General features: G+C 70.1%; 21 protein-coding genes and 1 tRNA gene. 13 read left to right on the forward strand and 9 right to left on the reverse strand.

Annotated features, from left to right (window positions below):
* Positions 1-53: 53 nt before the first annotated feature.
* Positions 54-1,130 (forward strand): DUF6745 domain-containing protein, encoded by a 1,077-nt coding sequence (locus ABEA43_RS28955; protein ID WP_345566666.1) that lies wholly within the window; start codon positions 54-56, stop codon positions 1,128-1,130.
* A 10-nt stretch (positions 1,131-1,140) separates the two neighbouring features.
* Entirely contained in the window at positions 1,141-1,578 is a 438-nt protein-coding gene (locus ABEA43_RS28960) for a hypothetical protein (protein ID WP_345566667.1), read from the forward strand.
* A 3-nt stretch (positions 1,579-1,581) separates the two neighbouring features.
* On the opposite strand, the gene ABEA43_RS28965 is transcribed toward ABEA43_RS28960, so the two are convergent.
* Complete coding sequence (locus tag ABEA43_RS28965; protein ID WP_345566668.1) at positions 1,582-2,568, reverse strand: NAD(P)-dependent alcohol dehydrogenase; 987 nt, start codon at positions 2,566-2,568, stop codon at positions 1,582-1,584.
* 165 nt (positions 2,569-2,733) lie between these two features.
* Here ABEA43_RS28965 and ABEA43_RS28970 point away from each other — a divergent pair, with 165 nt between their 5' ends.
* Complete coding sequence (locus tag ABEA43_RS28970) at positions 2,734-3,363, forward strand: DUF2306 domain-containing protein (protein ID WP_345566669.1); 630 nt, start codon at positions 2,734-2,736, stop codon at positions 3,361-3,363.
* Here the strand turns inward: ABEA43_RS28970 and ABEA43_RS28975 are convergent.
* From ABEA43_RS28975 to ABEA43_RS28995, 5 genes are all read right to left on the reverse strand, one after another.
* Positions 3,353-4,009, reverse strand: a complete 657-nt coding sequence (locus tag ABEA43_RS28975) for a response regulator (protein ID WP_345566670.1) — start codon at positions 4,007-4,009, stop codon at positions 3,353-3,355. The two genes, ABEA43_RS28970 and ABEA43_RS28975, sit on opposite strands and share 11 nt — an antisense overlap.
* The gene (locus ABEA43_RS28980; protein WP_345566671.1) at positions 4,006-5,142 is read right to left on the reverse strand and encodes a sensor histidine kinase; all 1,137 of its coding nucleotides are present in this window, start codon (positions 5,140-5,142) and stop codon (positions 4,006-4,008) included. The genes ABEA43_RS28975 and ABEA43_RS28980 overlap by 4 nt, the downstream gene beginning before the upstream one ends.
* A gap of 57 nt (positions 5,143-5,199) precedes the next feature.
* Positions 5,200-6,186: an LLM class flavin-dependent oxidoreductase gene (locus ABEA43_RS28985; RefSeq protein WP_345566672.1), complete on the reverse strand. Its 987-nt coding sequence runs from the start codon at positions 6,184-6,186 to the stop codon at positions 5,200-5,202.
* A gap of 125 nt (positions 6,187-6,311) precedes the next feature.
* The gene (locus ABEA43_RS28990; RefSeq protein WP_345566673.1) at positions 6,312-7,643 is read right to left on the reverse strand and encodes a glycoside hydrolase family 6 protein; all 1,332 of its coding nucleotides are present in this window, start codon (positions 7,641-7,643) and stop codon (positions 6,312-6,314) included.
* Between the two features lie 139 nt (positions 7,644-7,782).
* Positions 7,783-8,343: a TetR/AcrR family transcriptional regulator gene (locus tag ABEA43_RS28995; protein ID WP_345566674.1), complete on the reverse strand. Its 561-nt coding sequence runs from the start codon at positions 8,341-8,343 to the stop codon at positions 7,783-7,785.
* A 188-nt stretch (positions 8,344-8,531) separates the two neighbouring features.
* On the opposite strand from ABEA43_RS28995, the gene ABEA43_RS29000 reads away from it, so the two are divergent.
* From ABEA43_RS29000 to ABEA43_RS29025, 6 genes are read left to right on the forward strand one after another with little or no spacing between them, the layout of a single operon-like run.
* Positions 8,532-10,274, forward strand: a complete 1,743-nt coding sequence (locus tag ABEA43_RS29000; RefSeq protein WP_425570376.1) for an MDR family MFS transporter — start codon at positions 8,532-8,534, stop codon at positions 10,272-10,274.
* Positions 10,271-10,699: a hypothetical protein gene (locus tag ABEA43_RS29005; RefSeq protein WP_345566676.1), complete on the forward strand. Its 429-nt coding sequence runs from the start codon at positions 10,271-10,273 to the stop codon at positions 10,697-10,699. Before ABEA43_RS29000 ends, ABEA43_RS29005 begins: the two co-directional genes overlap by 4 nt.
* Entirely contained in the window at positions 10,696-10,932 is a 237-nt protein-coding gene (locus ABEA43_RS29010; RefSeq protein ID WP_345566677.1) for a hypothetical protein, read from the forward strand. The genes ABEA43_RS29005 and ABEA43_RS29010 overlap by 4 nt, the downstream gene beginning before the upstream one ends.
* A 16-nt stretch (positions 10,933-10,948) precedes the next feature.
* A complete protein-coding gene (locus ABEA43_RS29015) occupies positions 10,949-11,431 on the forward strand; it encodes a universal stress protein (protein WP_345566678.1) in 483 nt (160 codons plus the stop codon).
* 29 nt (positions 11,432-11,460) lie between these two features.
* On the forward strand, positions 11,461-12,222 hold the full coding sequence (locus ABEA43_RS29020; protein ID WP_345566679.1) for a M15 family metallopeptidase: 762 nt from the start codon (positions 11,461-11,463) through the stop codon (positions 12,220-12,222).
* A gap of 12 nt (positions 12,223-12,234) precedes the next feature.
* Positions 12,235-13,080 (forward strand): NUDIX domain-containing protein, encoded by an 846-nt coding sequence (locus tag ABEA43_RS29025; RefSeq protein WP_345566680.1) that lies wholly within the window; start codon positions 12,235-12,237, stop codon positions 13,078-13,080.
* A gap of 122 nt (positions 13,081-13,202) precedes the next feature.
* Here ABEA43_RS29025 and ABEA43_RS29030 read toward each other — a convergent pair whose 3' ends face one another.
* A complete protein-coding gene (locus tag ABEA43_RS29030) occupies positions 13,203-13,544 on the reverse strand; it encodes an STAS domain-containing protein (RefSeq protein WP_345566681.1) in 342 nt (113 codons plus the stop codon).
* 36 nt (positions 13,545-13,580) lie between these two features.
* Between ABEA43_RS29030 and ABEA43_RS29035 the strand changes: the two genes are divergently transcribed.
* A tRNA-Ser gene (locus ABEA43_RS29035) sits at positions 13,581-13,667 on the forward strand.
* A 1-nt stretch (position 13,668) separates the two neighbouring features.
* On the opposite strand, the gene ABEA43_RS29040 is transcribed toward ABEA43_RS29035, so the two are convergent.
* Entirely contained in the window at positions 13,669-15,999 is a 2,331-nt protein-coding gene (locus tag ABEA43_RS29040; RefSeq protein ID WP_425570377.1) for a nucleotide-binding protein, read from the reverse strand.
* A 114-nt stretch (positions 16,000-16,113) separates the two neighbouring features.
* Between ABEA43_RS29040 and ABEA43_RS29045 the strand changes: the two genes are divergently transcribed.
* Both ABEA43_RS29045 and ABEA43_RS29050 read left to right on the forward strand, forming a co-directional pair.
* Positions 16,114-17,070: an NAD(P)H-quinone oxidoreductase gene (locus ABEA43_RS29045; RefSeq protein WP_345566682.1), complete on the forward strand. Its 957-nt coding sequence runs from the start codon at positions 16,114-16,116 to the stop codon at positions 17,068-17,070.
* Between the two features lie 5 nt (positions 17,071-17,075).
* The gene (locus tag ABEA43_RS29050; protein WP_345566683.1) at positions 17,076-17,588 is read left to right on the forward strand and encodes a bacterial proteasome activator family protein; all 513 of its coding nucleotides are present in this window, start codon (positions 17,076-17,078) and stop codon (positions 17,586-17,588) included.
* Positions 17,589-17,599: 11 nt separating this feature from the next.
* On the opposite strand, the gene ABEA43_RS29055 is transcribed toward ABEA43_RS29050, so the two are convergent.
* Positions 17,600-18,373 (reverse strand): HAD family hydrolase, encoded by a 774-nt coding sequence (locus ABEA43_RS29055; RefSeq protein ID WP_345566684.1) that lies wholly within the window; start codon positions 18,371-18,373, stop codon positions 17,600-17,602.
* A gap of 250 nt (positions 18,374-18,623) precedes the next feature.
* Between ABEA43_RS29055 and ABEA43_RS29060 the strand changes: the two genes are divergently transcribed.
* Entirely contained in the window at positions 18,624-18,827 is a 204-nt protein-coding gene (locus ABEA43_RS29060; protein ID WP_043619750.1) for a cold-shock protein, read from the forward strand.
* Positions 18,828-18,963: the final 136 nt, after the last annotated feature.

An 18,963-nucleotide genomic window follows, 5' to 3' on the forward strand; every position in this document is an offset into this window, starting at 1 on the left:
CATGTCACCATCTGGGACATGATCGTGCGAAAGGACCACGCCACCCCCATCCGGTGAGCGTTTCCCTGCAGCGGGAAGCTGCCACAATCCGCGAAGAATGGCTGGGCTCGGCGCTGTCGACGCTGCCCGCCGACCGTCCGGCCGCAGAGGCCGCCGTCTCCGGGCTCTACGGGCTGATCGGGCTCTCCCCACCGCGTTTCCACTGGGTGTCGTCGCCGGTCGCGGCCCTGCTGACCGCTCCGCCGGGAGAACGCGCCTGGGTGTCCGCCGACCGGATCTCCGAGTGGCCGGTGCCCGGCCGGCTCTCCGCGCTCATGCGTGAGCTGTGCCGCGGGCTCGATCAGCGGGTCCGCTGGGTCCAGCAGCCGGCCGACCAGATGATCCGCCAGAAGGTCCGCGCCTCGCTGACCCGTTCCGTCACCAGCTCGCTCCACCCCGCGCTCACCGCGGCGCACGACTCCTGGGTACGGACCCGCGACAACTGGTACGCGACTCAGTGCGTCTCCTGGATCGCCCACTACGACGCCCTGCGCCGGGCCGCCGGCGTGGTCTTCACCGAGGAGCAGGAGCGCCGGCTCGACCTGTGGGCCACCCTGGCCAGGTCGTCCGGCTGGTGGTGGCCGGGCACCGGCGTGTGCGTGCTCTCCGAGCGGCCCGTCGCCCTGCGTACCGAGATCGCGGGCGAGGACGGCGAGGTGCGGCTGCACTGCGCGGACGGCCCCGCGGTGCGCTACGCCGACGGGTGGGATCTGCACTCCTGGCACGGCACGCGGGTGCCGTCCTGGGTGATCAGCGATCCGAGCGTCCATCGGATCGCCACCGAGGCCAACGTGGAGGTCAGGCGGTGCGCGATCGAGCACATCGGCTGGTCCTCCTACATCCGGCAAGCCGAGCTGACGCTCGTGGCGACCGCCCCCGACCCCGGCAATCCCGGCTCCGAGCTGCGGCTCTACGACGTACGCCAGGGGACGCGGGTGTTGCTCGCGGTCAACGGCTCGCTCGAACGCGACGGCCGCCGCCGGCGCTACGGGCTGACCGTCCCCGGCTTCCTCGAAGACCCGGTCGAAGCCGCCGGCTGGACCTACGGGCTGTCCGCCGAGCAGTACTCCCTCCTCCTTCGCAGAACCTGAGGTGATTCCCATGACTGTGACTCTCGCTTCCCTCTCCCAGCAGACCGGTTTCGCCGTGCTCGACCACCTTGAGCAGTCGGTGCGCATCCCCGTCGTCGACGGGCTCCAGGCCCAGGGCGACCTGATCGTCATCCCGCTCGCCGTCGTCGGCCGGTCGGTCCGGCCGTGGGCCATCGCGCAGTGGCACGACGTGCCTCCCGAGGGCGTCGAGCTGCTGCGCGGCGAGGCGGGCGGCAACCCGCACACGCTCGTCGCCGAGCCGGGCGCCTGCCGGTGGACGAGGGACGTGAACGACCTCGACTCGCTGGCCATCGCCATGTTCGAGGCGTCATCCGTGGTCTACCTGCTGCATCCCGAGCACGGGGGCACGGGCTGCGCGCCGGGCACCTACGTGGTCCGGCGCCAGCGCGAGCACGAAGGCCGCGGAAACCGCCTCGTCGCGGACTGAGGCTCAGAAGGAGATGACGACCTTGCCGGGCGCGTGCCCCTCCTCCGAATACCGGACGGCGGCGGGGATCTCGCCGAACGGGTAGCTCCGGTCGATCACCGGAGTCATCCGGCCGTCCTCGATGAGCTCGGTCAGCGTCAGCAGGTTCCGCTTGGTGTCCTTGCACCTGACCACGTCCGCCAGCGCCATCCGCTGGGAGACGAACGGCCCGGCCCCCAGGATCGCGAACGCGTGGCCGGCGGGCTGCAGCCATCGGCTGCCCCGCCCGCCCACGACCACCAGGGCCCCCTTACGGGTCAGCACCCGGCGGTAGGCCGAGCCGGAGTGGCTGCCCGCCATGTCCACCAGCAGCTCGTAGCGCTCTCCGCCGCGCGTGAAGTCCTCCTTGGTGTAGTCGACGACCTCGTCCGCGCCGAGAGACCGGACGAGGTCGGCGTTGTGCGTGCTGCAGACGCCGGTGACCTGCGCGCCGAACGCCTTGGCCAACTGCACGGCGAACGTGCCCACCCCGCCGGAGGCGCCGTTGACCAGCACCCGCTGCCCGGGCATGAGCCGGCCCTGGTCGCGCAGGGCCAGCAGCGCCGTGCCCGCCGCCAGGGGCACCGCCGCCGCCTGCTCGAACGTCAGGCTCGCCGGCTTCGGGGCGAGATCGCTCTCCTTGACGCACACGTACTCGGAGAAGCCGCCCTGCAAAGGCATCGCGAACACCTCGTCACCGGGGCCGAACTCCGTCACGTCCTTCCCGACCGCCTCGACCTCTCCCGCCACGTCCGCGCCGAGCACGGTGATCTTCGGCTTGAGCAGGCCGGGGCCACCTCCCATCAGGCGGGCGATGCGCGGCTCGCCTCTCATGAGGTGCCAGTCGTAGGGCTGGACGGAGGTGGCGCGCACCCGTACCAGCACCTCGTCGTCACGGGGCGACGGCTTGGTGACCTCGGTGAGTTCGAGGGCGTCGGGCGGGCCGTACGAGCGTAGGACGAAGGCCTTCATCGCGTTTCTCCTCATCCGCTGTGGGGGTCTACGTCCTGAAGTGTGATGACACGGCGCCCGCCCGTTAACAGCCGAAAGTACGAGCTCGTCGTCAGCCCATCGGCCGGTTCCGTTCGGGCCGTTCTATCGATGAGCCGGCGCCCCCGCGCAGGTCACGATCGGGGCATGACCGTGACCTCCTCCAGAGCGGCCTGGCTCGTGCCCACCGCTCTGATCGTGCTCAGCGTCGTTCCCGCGCTCGGCGGCGCCATCCGGCTGACCGACCTCACCGGCGGGGAGGTCACGCCGGAGAGCGCGCGGTTCTTCGCCTCGCCCGTGCCCGTCGTGCTGCACATCTTCGCCGTCACCACCTACAGCCTGCTGGGCGCCTTCCAGTTCGCGCCCGGCTTACGGCGGCGCAGGCCGCGCTGGCACCGTACCGCCGGGCGGATCCTGGTCCCGTGCGGGCTCATCGCGGCGCTCACCGGCCTGTGGATGACCGTGTTCTATGCACATCCCCCGGGCGACGGCACGCTCCTGACCGGCATCCGGCTGGTGTTCGGCTCGGCCATGTTCGTGTCCATCGTGCTCGGATTCGCCGCGGTCAGGCGGCGGGACTTCGCCAGGCACCGCGCCTGGATGATGCGCGGCTACGCGATCGCCCTCGGCGCGGGCACGCAGGCGCTGACCCTCACGCTCGGCTCGCTGATCCCCATGGAGTCCGCCGAGCTGCGCAGGGCGCTGCTCATGGCCGTGGCCTGGGTGATCAACCTCGTCGTGGCCGAATGGTTCATCCGTAATCGGATCAGCTCTTGATGCGCTTGGTCTCGTAGGCCCACATGGCGATCTCGACGCGGTTGCGGACGCCGAGCTTGGTCATCAGGTTCGCGACATGGCTTTTGACGGTGCTGAGCGAGATGTGCAGCTCACGGGCGATCTCGCTGTTGGTCCGCCCGCGGGCCACGGTGGCGAGGATCTGCTCCTCCCGGTCCGTGAGCGCCTCGATGGGCTGCACGGGCCGTGGTGTGGCGCCGGCTCCGGCGAACGTCGCCAGCAGCCGGCCCGTGACGCTCGGCGCGATGAGCGCGTCGCCGTTGGCGGCCGCGCGGACGGCCTGGCCGAGCAGCTCGGGGCCGGCGTCCTTGAGCAGGAAGCCCCTGGCGCCCGCGCGCAGGGCCTCGTAGACGTACTCGTCGAGGTCGAACGTGGTGATGACCACCACGGCGATGGGGTCGGCGACCGCGGGTCCGGCCAGCGAGCGGGTGGCCTCGATGCCGTCGAGCCTGGGCATGCGGATGTCGAGCAGGCACACATCGGGGCGCAGCCGCCGCGCGAGCTCGACGGCCCGCGCGCCGTCACCGGCCTCGCCGACGACCTCGATGTCCGGCTGGGCGTCGAGGATCATCCTGAGCCCGGTGCGGGCGATCTCCTGGTCGTCGGCGACGACCACCCGGATGCTCATGCCGCCATCCCGGCCCTGGGCAGCACGGCGGTCACGGTCCAGCCGCGGCCGGGGTTCGGGCCCGCTTCGCAGGTGCCGCCGAGCAGACCGGCGCGTTCGATCATGCCCATGAGGCCGTAGCCGAACGGCACCGGGCGCGTGGAGCTGCTGTCGCCGTCGTCGCTCACGCGCAGCCGCACCGAGCTGTCGTCCGCGGCGACGTTGACCTCGATGCGGGTGGCGTGCCGCGCGTGCCGCCGCGCGTTCGTGACCGACTCCTGCGCGATGCGGTAGATCGCGGCCCCCACCGATGGGGGCACATCGTCCAGATCACCGAAGATCTCCACGTGTACGGATGGGCCGACGCGAACCCGGCCGGCGAGCTGTTCGAGATCGGCGATGTGCTTGCCCGGCTCCAGCTCCGCGGGCTCGTCGCGGCGTAAGACGCGGACCATGGCGCGCATCTCGGCGAGCGTGCGCGACGCCTCGGCCTCGATCACACGCAGCGCGTCGGTCGCGGCGTCCGGGTGCGAGCCCGAGGTCGCCAGCCCCGCCTGGGCGCGGATCGCCATCGCCGACACGTGGTGGGCGACGGTGTCGTGCAGATCGCGGGCAAGCTGCTCGCGTTCGAGGAGCTTGACCTGGTCGAGCTCGCGCATGCGGGCCCTGGCCCGGTAGCGCAGCGCCCCGCCCAGGGCGAGGGCCGAGAACATCACGGTGAACCCGGCGAGCGCGTCGGACACGAGGAGGTCGTAGAACGCCATCGAGATCGCCAGCGAGCCCAGCATGATGGCCAGCCCGGTCACGGCCTCGCGGCCCGACCCCCACCGGAACAGCGCGTACACCAGGATCAGCAGGTAGGCCAGCGTGTACGTCTCCGGCCGCACGCCGCCCGTCAGCAGCGGCGACAGGCTGGTGGTCGCGAACACGATCGCGATCATCCGCAGCGGCCTGGTCCTGCGCCACAGCAGCGTGGGGAGCAGCCCGACGGTGACGATCACCGCGATCGCCCGTGCCGGGAGATCGGGACGCACCGCGCCTTCGATCACCGCGGCGAGAAGAAGCACTCCCATGAGCGCCCAGTCACGCCACACCCGCGGCGGGGGGCTGGGCGGCCGGGGCTCGTCCCACACGGAACGAATAAGACCGTGCACCCCCCTATCGTACGAGAGCGCCCGCCTCCGTGGATCTCCCCGGACGAGCCATGATTGTCAGCCGCCCAGCCCGTACGCCTGGGCCAGCAGCTCGGCGGAGCGCAGCCACGCCTTCCGCTCGCTCGCGGAGAACACCACGATCAGCTCGTCCGCCTGGGCGTGCTCGGCGAACTTGCCGACATAGTCCCGCACCTCGACCGGGTCGCCCACGGCGGAGTATTTGGCCATCTGGGCGATCTGCTGACCGGCCGGCGACTCCAGGATCATGTCGGCCTCCTCCGGCGTGAACGAGCGCCCGCGCCCGAGGAACCTGGTCACCCGGTAACGCATGGCGTCGTGGAACAGCTCCTGCGCCTCCTCCGTCGTGTCCGCGGCGATCACGTTGAGCGCGGCGAACACGTACGGGCGATCGAGCTGCGCCGACGGCTTGAACTCGCGCCGGTAGAGCGCGACGGCCTCCTCCAGCGCGGTGGGCGCGAAGTGCGAGGCGAACGCGTACGGCAGCCCGAGCGCGGCCGCGAGCTGGGCCCCGAACAGGGACGAGCCGAGGAGGTACAGCGGCACGTTCGTGCCCTTGCCCGGCGTGGCGTCGACGCCCGGGATGCGGGACTCGCCCGCCAGGTAGCCCTGCAGCTCCAGCACGTCCTGCGGGAACGAGTCCGCCGACGCCGGCGAGCGGCGCAGCGCCCTCATGGTCTGCTGGTCACTGCCCGGCGCCCGGCCGAGACCGAGGTCGATGCGCCCGGGATGCAGCGTCTCCAGGGTGCCGAACTGCTCCGCGATGGTGAGCGGGGCGTGGTTCGGGAGCATGACGCCGCCCGCTCCGAGGCGGATCGTCCGGGTGTGAGCGGCGATGTGCGCGATCAGCACGCTGGTCGCCGAGGACGCGATGCTCGACATGTTGTGGTGCTCGGCGTACCAGATCCGCCGGTATCCGAGCTCCTCGGCCCGCTGGGCCAGGGCCACGCTGGCGGTGAAGCTGTCACTCGCCGTCTCGCCCTCGCCGATGTGCGCCAGATCAAGGATGGACAACGGCAGAGCCATGGGTGCGCGCCTTTCGAAGAGCGGTGTGACCTGGCTCTGTGCAACAGTGATGAAGCCTGCGTTATTTCACGTACTCCACCGAAACGCCCCTGCGAGCCGGATCGGCCCGCAGGGGTTCTCCCGTGTCAGGAGGCGGTGCAGGTGATCGCGGACGGCGTGCTGTTCTGCCCGGTGGAGTTGCCGAGGAAGCCGAACGTGGCGGTCGCGCCCGCGGTCAGGGCGCCGTTCCAGTTGAGGTTCGTGACCGTGACCGTGCTGCCGGTGCCGGCGAGGGTGCCGTTCCAGAGCTGCGCGATCGTCTGGCCGTTCGGGAGCGTCCAGCCGACCTTCCAGCCGCCGATGGCGGATGAGCCCGTGTTCTTCACGGTGACCTCACCCTGGAAGCCGCCCTGCCACTGGCCGGTCAGCTTGTAGGCCGCGGTGCAGCCCGCCGGTCCGGTGGTCGGGGTCACGGTCGGGGTGACCGTCGGCGTCACCGTCGGGCTCACCGTGGGCTGGGGTGCGGCGACGGCCAGGTCGTACGCCCGCTGCGGCACGAACTGGCCCGCTCCCGCGATGCATCCGTCCGCCTCGCCGGGCGGCTTGACCCACAGGTAGGAGTCGATCGCGGCGTCACCCGTGTTCGTGGTGCTCCAGATGCCCGTGGCGCGGCCCGCCGGGTCGCACCACTCGCTGCCCGCGGGGCCGTTGCCGTTGCGGCTGGTGTCGATGACGGCCTTCAGCCGGGACACGCCGGTCGCCGCGATGACGCTCTTCGCGTACGACACCAGCCCGGAGGTGGCGCGGTAGTTGGAGGTGTTGACCGCGATGCCGTCGGCGCTGTTGGCCACGTCCGCGCCGGTCAGCCTGGAGGCGGCTTCCGAGGCGGACAGCCAGGCGTCGTGCCCGATGTCGAAGAACACCTTGACCTGCGCGGACGTCCCCTTGAGCTTCTTGCCCGCGTAGGCCATGGACGCCTTCACCTCAGCCTGCTGGGCGGCGTTCATGCAGTTGGTCATGATGGCCAGGGCGTCGGGTTCGAGGACGATCGTCGCCGCCCTGCCGCCCAGACCGGCCGCGATCTGGTCGATCCAGGCACGGTAGGCGGCGTGGTCGGGCGCGCCGCCCGCGCTGGCGCCGCCGCAGTCGCGGTTCGGCATGTCGTAGACGGCCATGATCGGGATCTTGCCGGCCGCCGCGGCCGCGCCCACGTACGCGTCGACCTGGCTGCGCACGGTGGCCGGGTTGTACGTCGCGAACCACCGGCCCTGCGGGACGGCCGCGACCCTGTCCCTGATCACCGCGGTACGACTGTCGCCGGGGTTCGCCGCCACCCACTTGGCGGCGTTCGTCTGCGGATCCACGTAGAAAGCGGAGTCGGCGGCCTGTGCGGTGGAGGAGGCGAGGACGACCGCGCCCGCCGCGGCCATGGCGGCCGCCGCGAGGAGCACCGCCAACGTGGGCCTTCTGCGAGACATGAAATTTCTCTCCGTCCGTCGTGTGGGAGCGCTCCCACCGGCACTCCGGATGGTAGGTAGCCGCTACTGCCCGCTCAAAGACCTCCGATCGCTTCCCACGCCGCCACCGCAGGTCAAGCCCTCATGGCGGGTGAAACTTTCACTCGGCCAGGCACGCCTCGAAGATCGCGGTCAGCCGGTCGACGTCGGCCGGCGTGGGCGGCTGGGGGCCGAGCCGGTGGCGCGTGGCGCCGATGCCCAGGAAGAACGACGTGGCCATGCGGGCCCTGGCGTACGCGTCAGGACCCTCCAGATGCTCGGCCAGCGGGTTGAGCACGGCCGTCATCAGGCGCTCGCGGGCCACGCCCTGCACCTCGGGATGTCCCGCGGAACGTTCGAGAGCGCGCAGGATCGGGCTGTCGGGCGGATGCTGCATGCGCTCGGCCGCGTATTCGGCCAGCCGCCGCGGCAGCCCTTCCCTGTCGCCGTCGAACAGCGCACTGAAGGTCGGCTCACCCTGCAGCACCGCCCCGAAGAGGCCGGCCTTCGAGCCGAAATAGCGCCCCACCAGCGCCACGTTGGCCTCGGCCGCGCCGGCGATCATGCGCACGGTCACGCGTTCGTAACCCCGCTCGCCGAACAGGGTGCGGGCAGCCTGGAGGATCCGCTCCCGGGTGGCCTCACGGTCGCGCGGCCGGGCCTCCGTCACCTGGGCTTCCATGCCCGCACTCTACTGAACGAACCCCCACTTGCCGCGCGGCTAGTAAACGCGCGTATACTCAACCTGATCAAACTGTAAAGAATGGGTCTGATCGGACTGTAAGAAGGGGATGTGGTGTCTTGGTAGCCCAGGCACAGACCGCATCTCCCGCGAGGCAGCACTACTCCCACCGCGAAATCCTCGAGGTCATGTCCGGGCTGATGCTCGCGATGCTCACGTCGATGATCTCGACTTCCGTGGTGGGCACCGCGTTGCCGACGATCGTGGGAGAGCTCGGCGGTCAGGACCAGTACTCATGGGTGGCGAGCGCCACCATGCTGACGATGACGGTGTCCACGCCGTTGTGGGGCAAGCTGTCCGACCTGTTCGGACGCAAGCTGCTCTTCCAGACCGCCTTGGGGCTGTTCGTCGCGGCCTCACTGGTGGCCGGCCTGTCCCAGGACATGGGGCAGCTCATCGCCGCACGTGCCGTACAGGGCCTGGGTGTGGGTGGTTTGTCGGCCCTTGCGCAGGTGATCCTGGGGGACATCGTCTCGCCCCGCGAGCGTGGCCGGTACTCCGGCTACATGGGCGCGGTCTTCGGGATCTCCACGGTCGCGGGACCGCTGCTCGGCGGCTTCATCGTGGACAGCGACTGGCTCGGCTGGCGCTGGTGCTTCTACGTGGTCGTGCCGTTCGCGCTGGTGTCCTTCATCGTGATCCAGAAGGTGCTGAAGCTACCGAAGATCAAGCGCAACACCTCGATCGACATCTGGGGCGCGACGACGATCACGGCCAGCGCGAGCGCGTTGATGCTGTTGCTGACGTTCGGTGGCAACCAGTTCGAGTGGAACTCGTTCTGGACCTACTTCCTGGCCGCGACGGCCCTGCTCATGCTGGCTCTGGCGGTGCTGTCCGAGCGGACCGCGCGTAACCCGATCCTGCCGCCGCGGATGTTCCGCAACCCCACGTTCGTGCTCACCAGCCTCGCCTCGCTGTTCGTCGGCATGGCGATGTTCGGCGCGATGATCTACCTGCCTCAATACCTGCAGATCGTCAAGGGCCTCAGCCCGACGAACTCGGGTCTGATGACGCTGCCCATGGTGGTGGCGCTGTTCCTGGCCGGTGTGATCTCCGGCAAGATCGTCACGAAGACCGGCAAGTGGAAGATCTTCCCGGTCGCGGGCCTGCTGATCGTGGCCGTCGGGCTGTTCCTGCTGTCCAGGCTGCACGTGGACTCCAGCGAATGGCTCATCGGCCTGGACGTGGCGGTGCTGGGCACCGGTCTCGGCCTGTCCATGCAGATGCTCATCCTGGCCGCCCAGAACGGCTCCGAGATCCGCGACATGGCCTCCACCACGGCCGGCGTCTCGTTCTTCCGCTCGCTCGGCGGCGCCGTGGGCGTGGCCGCGTTCGGCGCGATCCTGACGAGCCGCCTCAAGGACGAGATGGTCGAGCTGGCCACGGCCGCCGGTCTCAACCTGCCCGGCGGCGGCGCGGACTTCAAGCTCGGCAGCCCCGGAGCCATCCAGCAGCTGCCGGAGCCGATCAAGCACATCGTGCTGGAGTCGTTCACGCGGGGCCTGGAGACCGTGTTCATGGTGGGCGTGCCCATCGCGCTGCTCGGGTTCGTGGCCACGCTGTTCCTCAAGGAGCTGCCGCTGCGCGGCGCCACGACGCCGCCGCCGGAGCCGCAGCAGCCGCTCAGCAAGGACGACCTGGTCCTGGCCGGCCTGCTGCTGGAGCTCGTCGCCCAGCGCATCGAGCGGGTGAACGGGGAGCGCTCCGCCCTGCTGACCGCGGTGGCCAAGATGGCGCCGCCCGACGACCGCACAGAGCGTGAGCGGGCTAGGTCGGTCGCGCACAACGTGCTGCGGCCCACCTCGCGCGCGCTGATCGCGCAGGCCACGCCACCGCAGAAAGACCTCGTAACAGGAGGAATCACACAATGATTCGCAAGTTTGTGGGCGCCGTCGCGGCGGCCCTGGCCGTCCTGGCCGGGCTGTGGCAGATGATCGCGCCCTTCGCCCTCGGCACCCAGCCGGAGGACGCCGACTGGACGAACGCCACGCAGTCCCAGTTCTTCACCGGTCTCGGCCTGGCGGTCGTGGGCCTCGTGGGCGCGGTGGCGTTCGCGCTCGCCATCCACGAGGAGCTGGTGACCCGCGGACTGGTCGTCGTGAAGCCGCGCAAGGTCGAGCCGGAGCCCGAGCCCGTGGCCGTCCCCGCGCCGCAGGCGTCGTCCGCCGAGCTGGCCAGCCTGCTCGCGCCGCTCGTCGAGGCACTGCGCGAGGACATGAACAAGGTCGACAGGACCGGTGGCGAGCACCGCCAGAACGGCAGGACTTCCCTGGTCGGAGTGGAGGAGACCCGATGAAGGCCAAGCTGGGCGTGTCCGCCCTCGTCGTCCTGTTCCTGGCGGGCCTGTGGCTGGTCGCCGCACCGTTCGCGGTCGGCTACCAGACCCGGGGCGCCGCCTACGTGGACGCGACGATCAACGACCTGTGGCTCGGCGGATCGATCGCCGCGCTCTCGTTCGCCGCCCTGGTGGTCTACGCGGCCGACACCCTGCGCGAGCTGGCCCGCCGCGGCAAGCACGCCGACGCCTGACGCGAGACATGCCGTGTTGGGCGGTGGCACAGACCCGCAGTGGGAGCCGCTGGCAGGCAGGCTCCCCGCCGGTCAGTTCGAGATCGGCAAGGATGGCGCCGGCCTGCTCGTGGTGGGCTTCGACGGGTCGGACCCGAGCCGCAACGCACTCGCGTACGCGGCCGGGCTCGCCCGCCGGGACAACGCCGCGTTGCTCGTCGCCTTCGTGGAGTCGCTGAACAGCGCCTCCCTGTGGTTCTTCGCCGGGTCGCCGATCATCCCGGACTCGGGGGCGGACCTGGCGGAGGACCTTCGTGACGAGCTCCGGGGCGCGGGGGTGCCCTGGCAGTTCGTCAGCGTGCGTGGTGACACGGCGCGTGAGCTGGAGACGCTGGCCAGCGCGTACATGGCCGACGCCATCGTGGTGGGCCGCTCGCGCCACTCGTGGTGCTCCTTGGGCGGCTCGGTGGCCGTCGGCCTGGCGAAACGTGCTCGCCGCACCGTATTGATAGTCCCGTGACCTGGCGGGACGTCGCATATGGTGGCGAGATGAAACGTGCTGCCGCCATGGCGTTCGTGGTGCTCGCGTCCGTTTCGTGCGGCGCCGGAGACCCGGTCGCGTCGCCCGCGACGTCTGCGTCCGCCAACCAGCCGCCCGAATCGCCCGCGTCCGTCCCTGCCTCGGCCACGTTCACGCCGGCCACGACGGCCCCGGGCACCGCCACGCCCAGTGCCACCGCGCCGCCCGCGTTCAGCGCCAAGGTCACCTCGATCAAGCGGGAGCGCCTGCGCTACTCCTGGCGCCCCGGCTGCCCCGTCCACTACCAGGACCTGCGGCTGATCACGATGTCCTACTGGGGCTTCGACGACAAGCCGCACACCGGTGAGCTGGTCGTGCGCAAGACGGTGACCGACGACGTGGTGACGGTCTTCAGGAAGCTGTACGACTGGCGCTGGCCGATCAGGCAGATGAAGCTGGTGGACGTCTACAAGGGCGACGACTACGACTCCATCGACGTGGACAACACCTCGGCCTTCAACTGCCGTCCTGCGACCGGGTCGAGCAATTGGTCGAATCACGCGTACGGGGAAGCAATAGACCTCAATCCCCGCGAGAACCCATATGTCACCGCAAGTGGGAGCACTGCGCACCAAAATGCCAAAAAGTACACCAAACGCCCAATGAAGGGCAAAGGTGTTATTAATCCTGGAGACAAGGTCGTCAGGGCCTTCGCCCAGGTCGGCTGGGAGTGGGGCGGCTCCTGGTCGGGCACCAAGGACTTCCAGCATTTCAGCAAGGGCGGAGGCTGAGAGAATCCCCTCATGGTGGCTAAGGACGGCGACGGCTGGGCCGAGTGCTCCCAAGGACACAGGCACTGGGGCATCCACGGAGCTTCCGGGCTCCTCATCGTGCACCATGACGACCTGGGCGTCCCGTACGTGCTCATGCAGAAGCGTTCCTGGTGGAGCCATCATGGCGGCACCTGGGGGCTGCCCGGCGGAGCGCGCGACAGCCACGAGGACGCAGTCACCAGCGCGTTGCGCGAGGCCTACGAGGAGGCGGCGCTCGGCGGCGAAGGGCTGCGGGTGCAGGGGGTCTACCTCGACGACCACGGCGGGTGGGCGTTCGAGACGGTGATCGCCGAGTCGGCCGAGCTGCTGGCCGCGGCGCCCGCCAACAGCGAGAGCACCGAGCTGCGCTGGCTGGCGCTGCCCGAGGTCGCCGCGCGCAAGCTGCATCCGGGCTTCGCGGCCACCTGGAGCCAGGTCCAGGGCGCCATCACGCCGGAGACCATCGTGCTCGACGTGGCCAACATCGTCGGCGCCAGGGCGGAGCACGGATGGTGGCGCGACCGGCTCGGGGCGGCGACCCGGCTGATCGAGGCCGTGTCGCGGCTGCGGCTGACGCATCCGGTGCTGGCGCAGTGGTTCCCGAGGGTGGTGGCGGTCGTGGAGGGCGCCGCCAGGAGCGCGCCCACCGCGACGGGGATCCAGGTGGTGGCCGCCACGGGCAGCGGCGACGACGCGATCGTCGACGTCGTGCGTCAGGCCAGGCCGTGGGAGCGCGTGGTCGTCGTCACGGCGGACCGGGGGCTGAAGGAGCGGGTGGCGGCGCTGGGAGCCGAGACCGCCGGCCCCAAGTGGCTGCTGTCGCAACTCGGCGCTTAGCGGGCGGCGAGCGGGTTGGCCCGCGGTGTCAGCGGGCGGGCGAGGTCACGCGTCATGCGGGCGAGGTCACGCGTCGCGCGAACGCGCGGGACGCGCGCGGGGAGCGCCCGGGATCGGCCGTTTCAGAGCTCGGCGGGGATCACGCTGTCGAAGGCGGCCTTGAGTCCCGTCACGTCGAGGACGCGCTGCAGGACCCCGTGCACGCCCACGAGGCGTAAGGACCCGGCGTGCTCGGTGATCCTGCGCTGGTGCTCCACCAGCACCCACAGACCACTGGAATCACAGAACTCCAGCTCGGCCGTGTCGATCACCACCTGCACCCGCCCCTCCGCGAACAGCCTGGCCAGGCAGTCTTTCAGCAGGGGCGCCGTGAGCTTGTCGAGGTCGCCGTCCACTCGCACGAGCGCGACGGAGTCGCCGCGCTCCACCTCGACGTTGAGATCCGCCACCTCCTGAACGTACACCCCTGTCACGACAGCCGCTATCGTGGTTTCCGCACAGGAGGGTTCGCATAGTGGACGAGTGCAGCCGCCTTGAAAGCGGCCAGGTCAGCGATGGCCTCGTGGGTTCGAATCCCACACCCTCCGCTCACTCGTGAATGCCCGCGAACCCGTCGCCCACGCTGGCGGCGAGCTGCAGGTAGGCCTCCCTGGTCGACTCCTGGAGCCGGTCGAGGTCGATCTCCGCGCCCTCCTCCAGATGCGGGTCGTAGGGCACCCGGATCACCGCACGGCACCTGGCGGCGAAGTGGGCCTCCAGCTTCTTGATGTCGACCGCCGACTTCGACCGCGGCCTGACGCTGCACAGCACCACGGTCGCCGCCTTCACCAGATCGCCGTAGTGGTGCGCCTCCAGCCAGTCGAGCGTCGCGGAGGCGGCTCTGGCGCCGTCCACCGACGGGGAGCTGACCAGCACGATCTGGTCGGCGAGCCCCAGCACGCCGCCCATGGCGGAGTGCAGCAGGCCTGTGCCGCAGTCGGTGAGGCAGATCGAGTAGAAGTTCTCCAGCACCTGGGAGACGGCCTGGTAGTCGGCCCCGCTGAACGCCTCGGAGACCGAGGGGTCGCGGTCGGACGCGAGCACCTCCAGCCGCGAGCCCGCCTGCGAGGTGAACGCCCTGATGTCGACGTAGCGCTTGACCTGCTCACGTTCGTTGAGCAGGTCGCGCACGGTGGCCGAGGTCTCCAGGACGAGCTTGTCGGACAGGGTGCCCCTGTCGGGGTTCGCGTCCACGGCGATGACACGGTCGCCGCGCATCTGGGCCAGGGTGGCGCCGAGGCCCACCGTGGTCGTGGTCTTGCCCACGCCGCCCTTCAGGCTCAGCACCGCCACGCGGTGGTGCCCCGCGGTCACCGGGGTGCGGGCCCTGGCCACCAGCTCGCGGCGGCGGCGGACCTCCGGTGGCTCGCCGGGCTTGATCCAGCCGCCCGACGCCTTGTAGATCATGCGGCGCCAGCCCTTGGAGGGGGCGTTTCGCCGTCCGCGTAGCAGGGACTCCGGATCCAGGCTCTCCGCGGTCGGCCGGCCGGTGACCGGCGGCCTGGGCGACGCGGTGAACACCGGCACCGGCGCGGGACGACGTCGTGGCCGCGGTGGTTCCTCGTGGTGCGGCGGGCGCTCAAGCTGCTGCTGCGGCTCCGGTACGTGCGGAGGCGGGATCTCGCGCTCGGCGGGCCGCCATTCCTGGTGCTCGGGCCACTGGGGGCGGTCCTGCCGGAGCGGATCCGTCCATTGGGGGCGGTCTTCGGGATCACTCCACTGAAGCCGCTCCTGGGGCCGCTGCTGCACCCGCTCTTGGGCCTGCTCCTGCTCTTGGGCCTGCTGCTCCTGCACCCGCTCATGGGCCCGCTCTTGCGGGCGCTCCAGAGGATGCTCGTCGCGCTCGGCCCAGTGAAGCCGCTCGCCGGGCACGTCCCAATTCGGGCGGGTCTCGGTCTCGGACCAGTTCGGGTGGCTCTCAGGCTCGGACCAGTTCGGGTGGCTTTCTGGCTCGCCCCAATGGGGCAGCTCGCTGGGCTCCTCGCGCCGGGAACGGTCCTCGGGCTCATCCCGCTGCTCGGAGTCGCCCCACGAGGGCCGCTTGTCCGGCTCGGCCCCCCAGGCCTTCTCCGGCGTCTTCTCCGGATCGGTCCCCCACGACGGCTTCTTGTCCTGCTCGGCCGCCCAGGAGGGCTTCTCAGGCTCGGCCTGCTGCGCCTCGGGCACGGCCCACTGCGGGCGCTCGCTCCTCGGGAGGGTGTCCGACCACGGGTCGCGCGCCTCCTCCTCGGCCCGCTCCTTCGCAGGGGCCTCCTGCCGCGCCGCCGCCTTCTCCACGGCCGCCGGCCAGGACGACTCGGCCGTCTCCTTGACCTCGCCCGGCTTGTCGCCCTTCTCGGCGGCGTCAGGCTCGTCCGGCTGCCTGGCATCCGAATCCGGCTGCCTGGCCTCCGGCTGCTTGCTCTCCGGCTGCTCGGCGTCCTGCTGCTTGGTGTCCTGCTGCTTGGTCTCGGGCTGCTTGGTCTCCGGCGCGGTGAACGTCAGCGCGTAGGTGTCGGTGTCGTCCAGGCGCGGCAGCGGCTTGAGCGGCGCCAGGAAGGGGTCCTCCAGCTCGTCCCTGCTGGGCGCGGGAGCCGCCGGCTCCTGCTTCGTCCCGGCCGTGCCGAGCCACTCCGCGGCCTCGCTCTCCCCCTCGGGGAGGTCGTCGGCCGCCGCGGCGCCGTACACGGAGTCGACGGCGGCGCGGAACAGCGGCGGCGTCGGCGTGTCGTGCTGCGTGGGCACCAGCGACCAGGGGTCCTGAGGGTACGGCGAGGCGATCGGCTCGTCGGCGGAAGCAGCCGAGGCGCTGACAGGGACGGGGACTTCCTCCGTCTCCTTGATCGCGTCTAGCCAGGCGAGCTGTTCCTCGAGCGATTCTTCTCGATCGTGTCTTGCCACCGTGTTCCCCCTCGGGTGGGTCTAAAGGGGCAGCAAATACATTGCAGATTATCGCCCTGGGTGACCGCGCAGCCCGGCAACCCACAAGTTCTTTGCCCCGCTACCGTGGTTCGCATGCGAGCCATTGAGATCACCGAGCCGGGCGGCCCCGAGGTGCTGGAGTGGCACGAGGTGCCCGAGCCGCAGGTCGAGCGGGGAGACGTGCTCATCGACGTCACCGCCGCCGGCGTGAATCGCGCGGACGTCCTGCAACGGCAGGGGTTCTACGCCCCGCCGCCCGGCGCGCCCCCGTACTTGGGGCTGGAGGTCGCCGGCGTGGTGGCCGCGGTCGGGGAGGACGTCGAGCACTTCACGGCCGGCGACGAGGTCTGCGCGCTGCTCGCCGGCGGCGGTTACGCCGAGCGCGTAGTCGTGCCCTGGCAACAGGTCATGCCCGTGCCCGACGGGGTGCCGCTGCATCAGGCCGCGGCGCTGCCCGAGGTGGCGTGCACGGTGTGGTCCAACGTGTTCATGGTCGGGCGGCTGCGCAAGGGCGAGACGCTGCTGGTGCACGGCGGTGCGAGCGGGATCGGCACGTTCGCGGTGCAGCTCGCCAAGACACTCGGCTCGTACGTGGTGACGACCGTCGGCTCCGACGCCAAGGCCGCGCGCGTCAAGGAGTTGGGCGCCGACGAGGCGATCAACTACCGCGAGGAGGACTTCGCCGGCAAGGTGACCGCCGACGTCATCCTCGACATCATGGGCGCCAAATACCTGGCGGGGAACATACGCGCGCTGCGCACCGGCGGCCGGCTCGTGATCATCGGGCTGCAGGGCGGCATCAAGGCCGAGATCGATCTCGGCGCCATGCTCGCCAAGCGCGCCGCCGTCCACGCCACGGCCCTGCGCTCGCGCCCGGTGGACGAGAAGGGCGTGATCGTCCGCAGCGTCGTGGACAACGTCTGGCCGCTGGTCGCGGCGGGGGCCGTGCGTCCCGTGGTGCACGCGGAGCTGCCCATGAGCGAGGCCGCCGAAGCACACCGAATGTTGGATTCGGGAGAGCACGTCGGCAAGATCCTGCTAGTACGGTGAGTGTTATGAATGCTGAGGACAACAACACCCCCCACATCGTGGTGGTGGGTCCCGACTTCCAAGGTCAGGGCGATAGCGGCGAGGACGATCGGTCGGTCACCAACCTGGTCGAGCAGCCCGCCAAGGTGATGCGCATCGGCAGCATGATCAGGCAGCTCCTCGAGGAGGTGCGCGCGGCTCCCCTCGACGAGGCCAGCCGCAAGCGCCTGAAGGAGATCCACGAGTCCTCCATCAAGGAGCTCGAGGACGGCCTGGCGCCCGAGCTGGTCGACGAGCTGGAGCGGCTGTCGCTCCCGTTCACCGACGAGAACGGCACGCCGCCGAGCGAGGCCGAGCTGCGCATCGCCCACGCCCAGCTCGTCGGGTGGCTCGAAGGGTTGTTCCACGGCATCCAGACCACGCTGTTCGCGCAGCAGATGGCCGCTCGGGCGCAGCTTGAGCAGATGCGCAGGGCGCTGCCCGGGGTGCCGGGCGACGACGCGCAGCGGCCGCCGCACGGTTCCGGCCCTTACCTGTAACGGCCCGCTCGTCACCCGTAAAGGGTTTCGAGCACCTGAGCGACGCCGTCGTCGTCGTTGGTCGCGGTCACGTGATCGACCGCCGCCAGCACGTCGGGGTGTGCGTTCGCGACCGCGTACGACGTGCCTGCCCAGCTCAGCATGGGCAGGTCGTTCGGCATGTCACCGAACGCGATCGCGTGCGACGACCTGATCTCGTGCTGCGCGGCGAGCGCCGCCAGGGCCGTCGCCTTTGTGACGCCCTGGGCGCTCATCTCGATCAGGCCCCTTCCGCTGGAGTGGGTGGCGGTCACCAAGTGCCCCACCAACTCGTGGACGGTGGACTGGAGTTCGTCCGCGTTCATTCCCCGATGCAGGGCCAGGAGCTTGGCGCATGGGAGTGAGGTCATGGAGTCGACGCGTACGATCCCCGCGCCCTTCCTGTCCAAGCCGCCGAGCCGGAAATCTGACTCATGCGCAAAACCGGCTTCATACTCGACCGAAAATACGAGTTCGGGCACGTTCGCTCTTAGCTGAGCGACCACTTCCTCGAGTACGTCGACGGCGATCAGGTGAGATTCCACTATCCGTTCGGTATGTAGATCGTAGATCAGCGCACCGTTCGCACAGATGGCGAGCCCTTGGTGACGTACCGCACCCGCCACCGCGCCCATCCACCGGGGCGGACGCCCTGTCACGAACACGAGTACAGCCCCTGATTCCTCGACTTTGCCGAAGGCGGCGACCGTGCGGGGAGACACGGTTCCGTCGGCGCGCAGGGCAGTACCGTCGAGGTCGGTGGCCACTAGGCGCGGTGCGTGAAGGCTCTGCATAACACGTTCCAGTTTGCCCGGTGATGCCGCCTGACAGAAATCTTCCTAGGGACGGGAACACCAACGCTCCAGAATGGTGTTAGATGTGATGGCGTTGTATTAGCTGATCCCGTAGTGAAAACCAGCATGACTTTGTCTGAGCCACCCCGGGTGCTTGCTGTACGACACACCGGGACCCACGAGGTGTGGGTCCCATAGATTCACATCCTGAGGGAGAGCTTTTATGGCTCAGGGAACCGTCAAGTGGTTCAACGCCGAGAAGGGCTTCGGCTTCATCGCCCCGGACGGCGGTGCGCCGGACGTGTTCGTGCACTTCTCCGAGATCGTCGGCAACGGCTACCGCAGCCTTGAAGACGGCCAGCGGGTCGAGTTCGAGATCACGCAGGGCCAGAAGGGGCCGCAGGCCTCTCAGGTCCGAGCCATCTGACCTGTAGCAGCGAGACAGACCGGAGTTCGCTTCCAGCGGGCTCCGGTCTTTTGCCGTCCCGGGCCTTGTGGCGGGCCCGGTGTCAGGAAGGTCACGGGTGTGACTCGACTCACATAACCGCTGAACCTCTCGGTGC

The sequence above is a fragment of the Nonomuraea rosea genome (assembly GCF_039539705.1).
Lineage (GTDB): Bacteria > Actinomycetota > Actinomycetes > Streptosporangiales > Streptosporangiaceae > Nonomuraea > Nonomuraea rosea.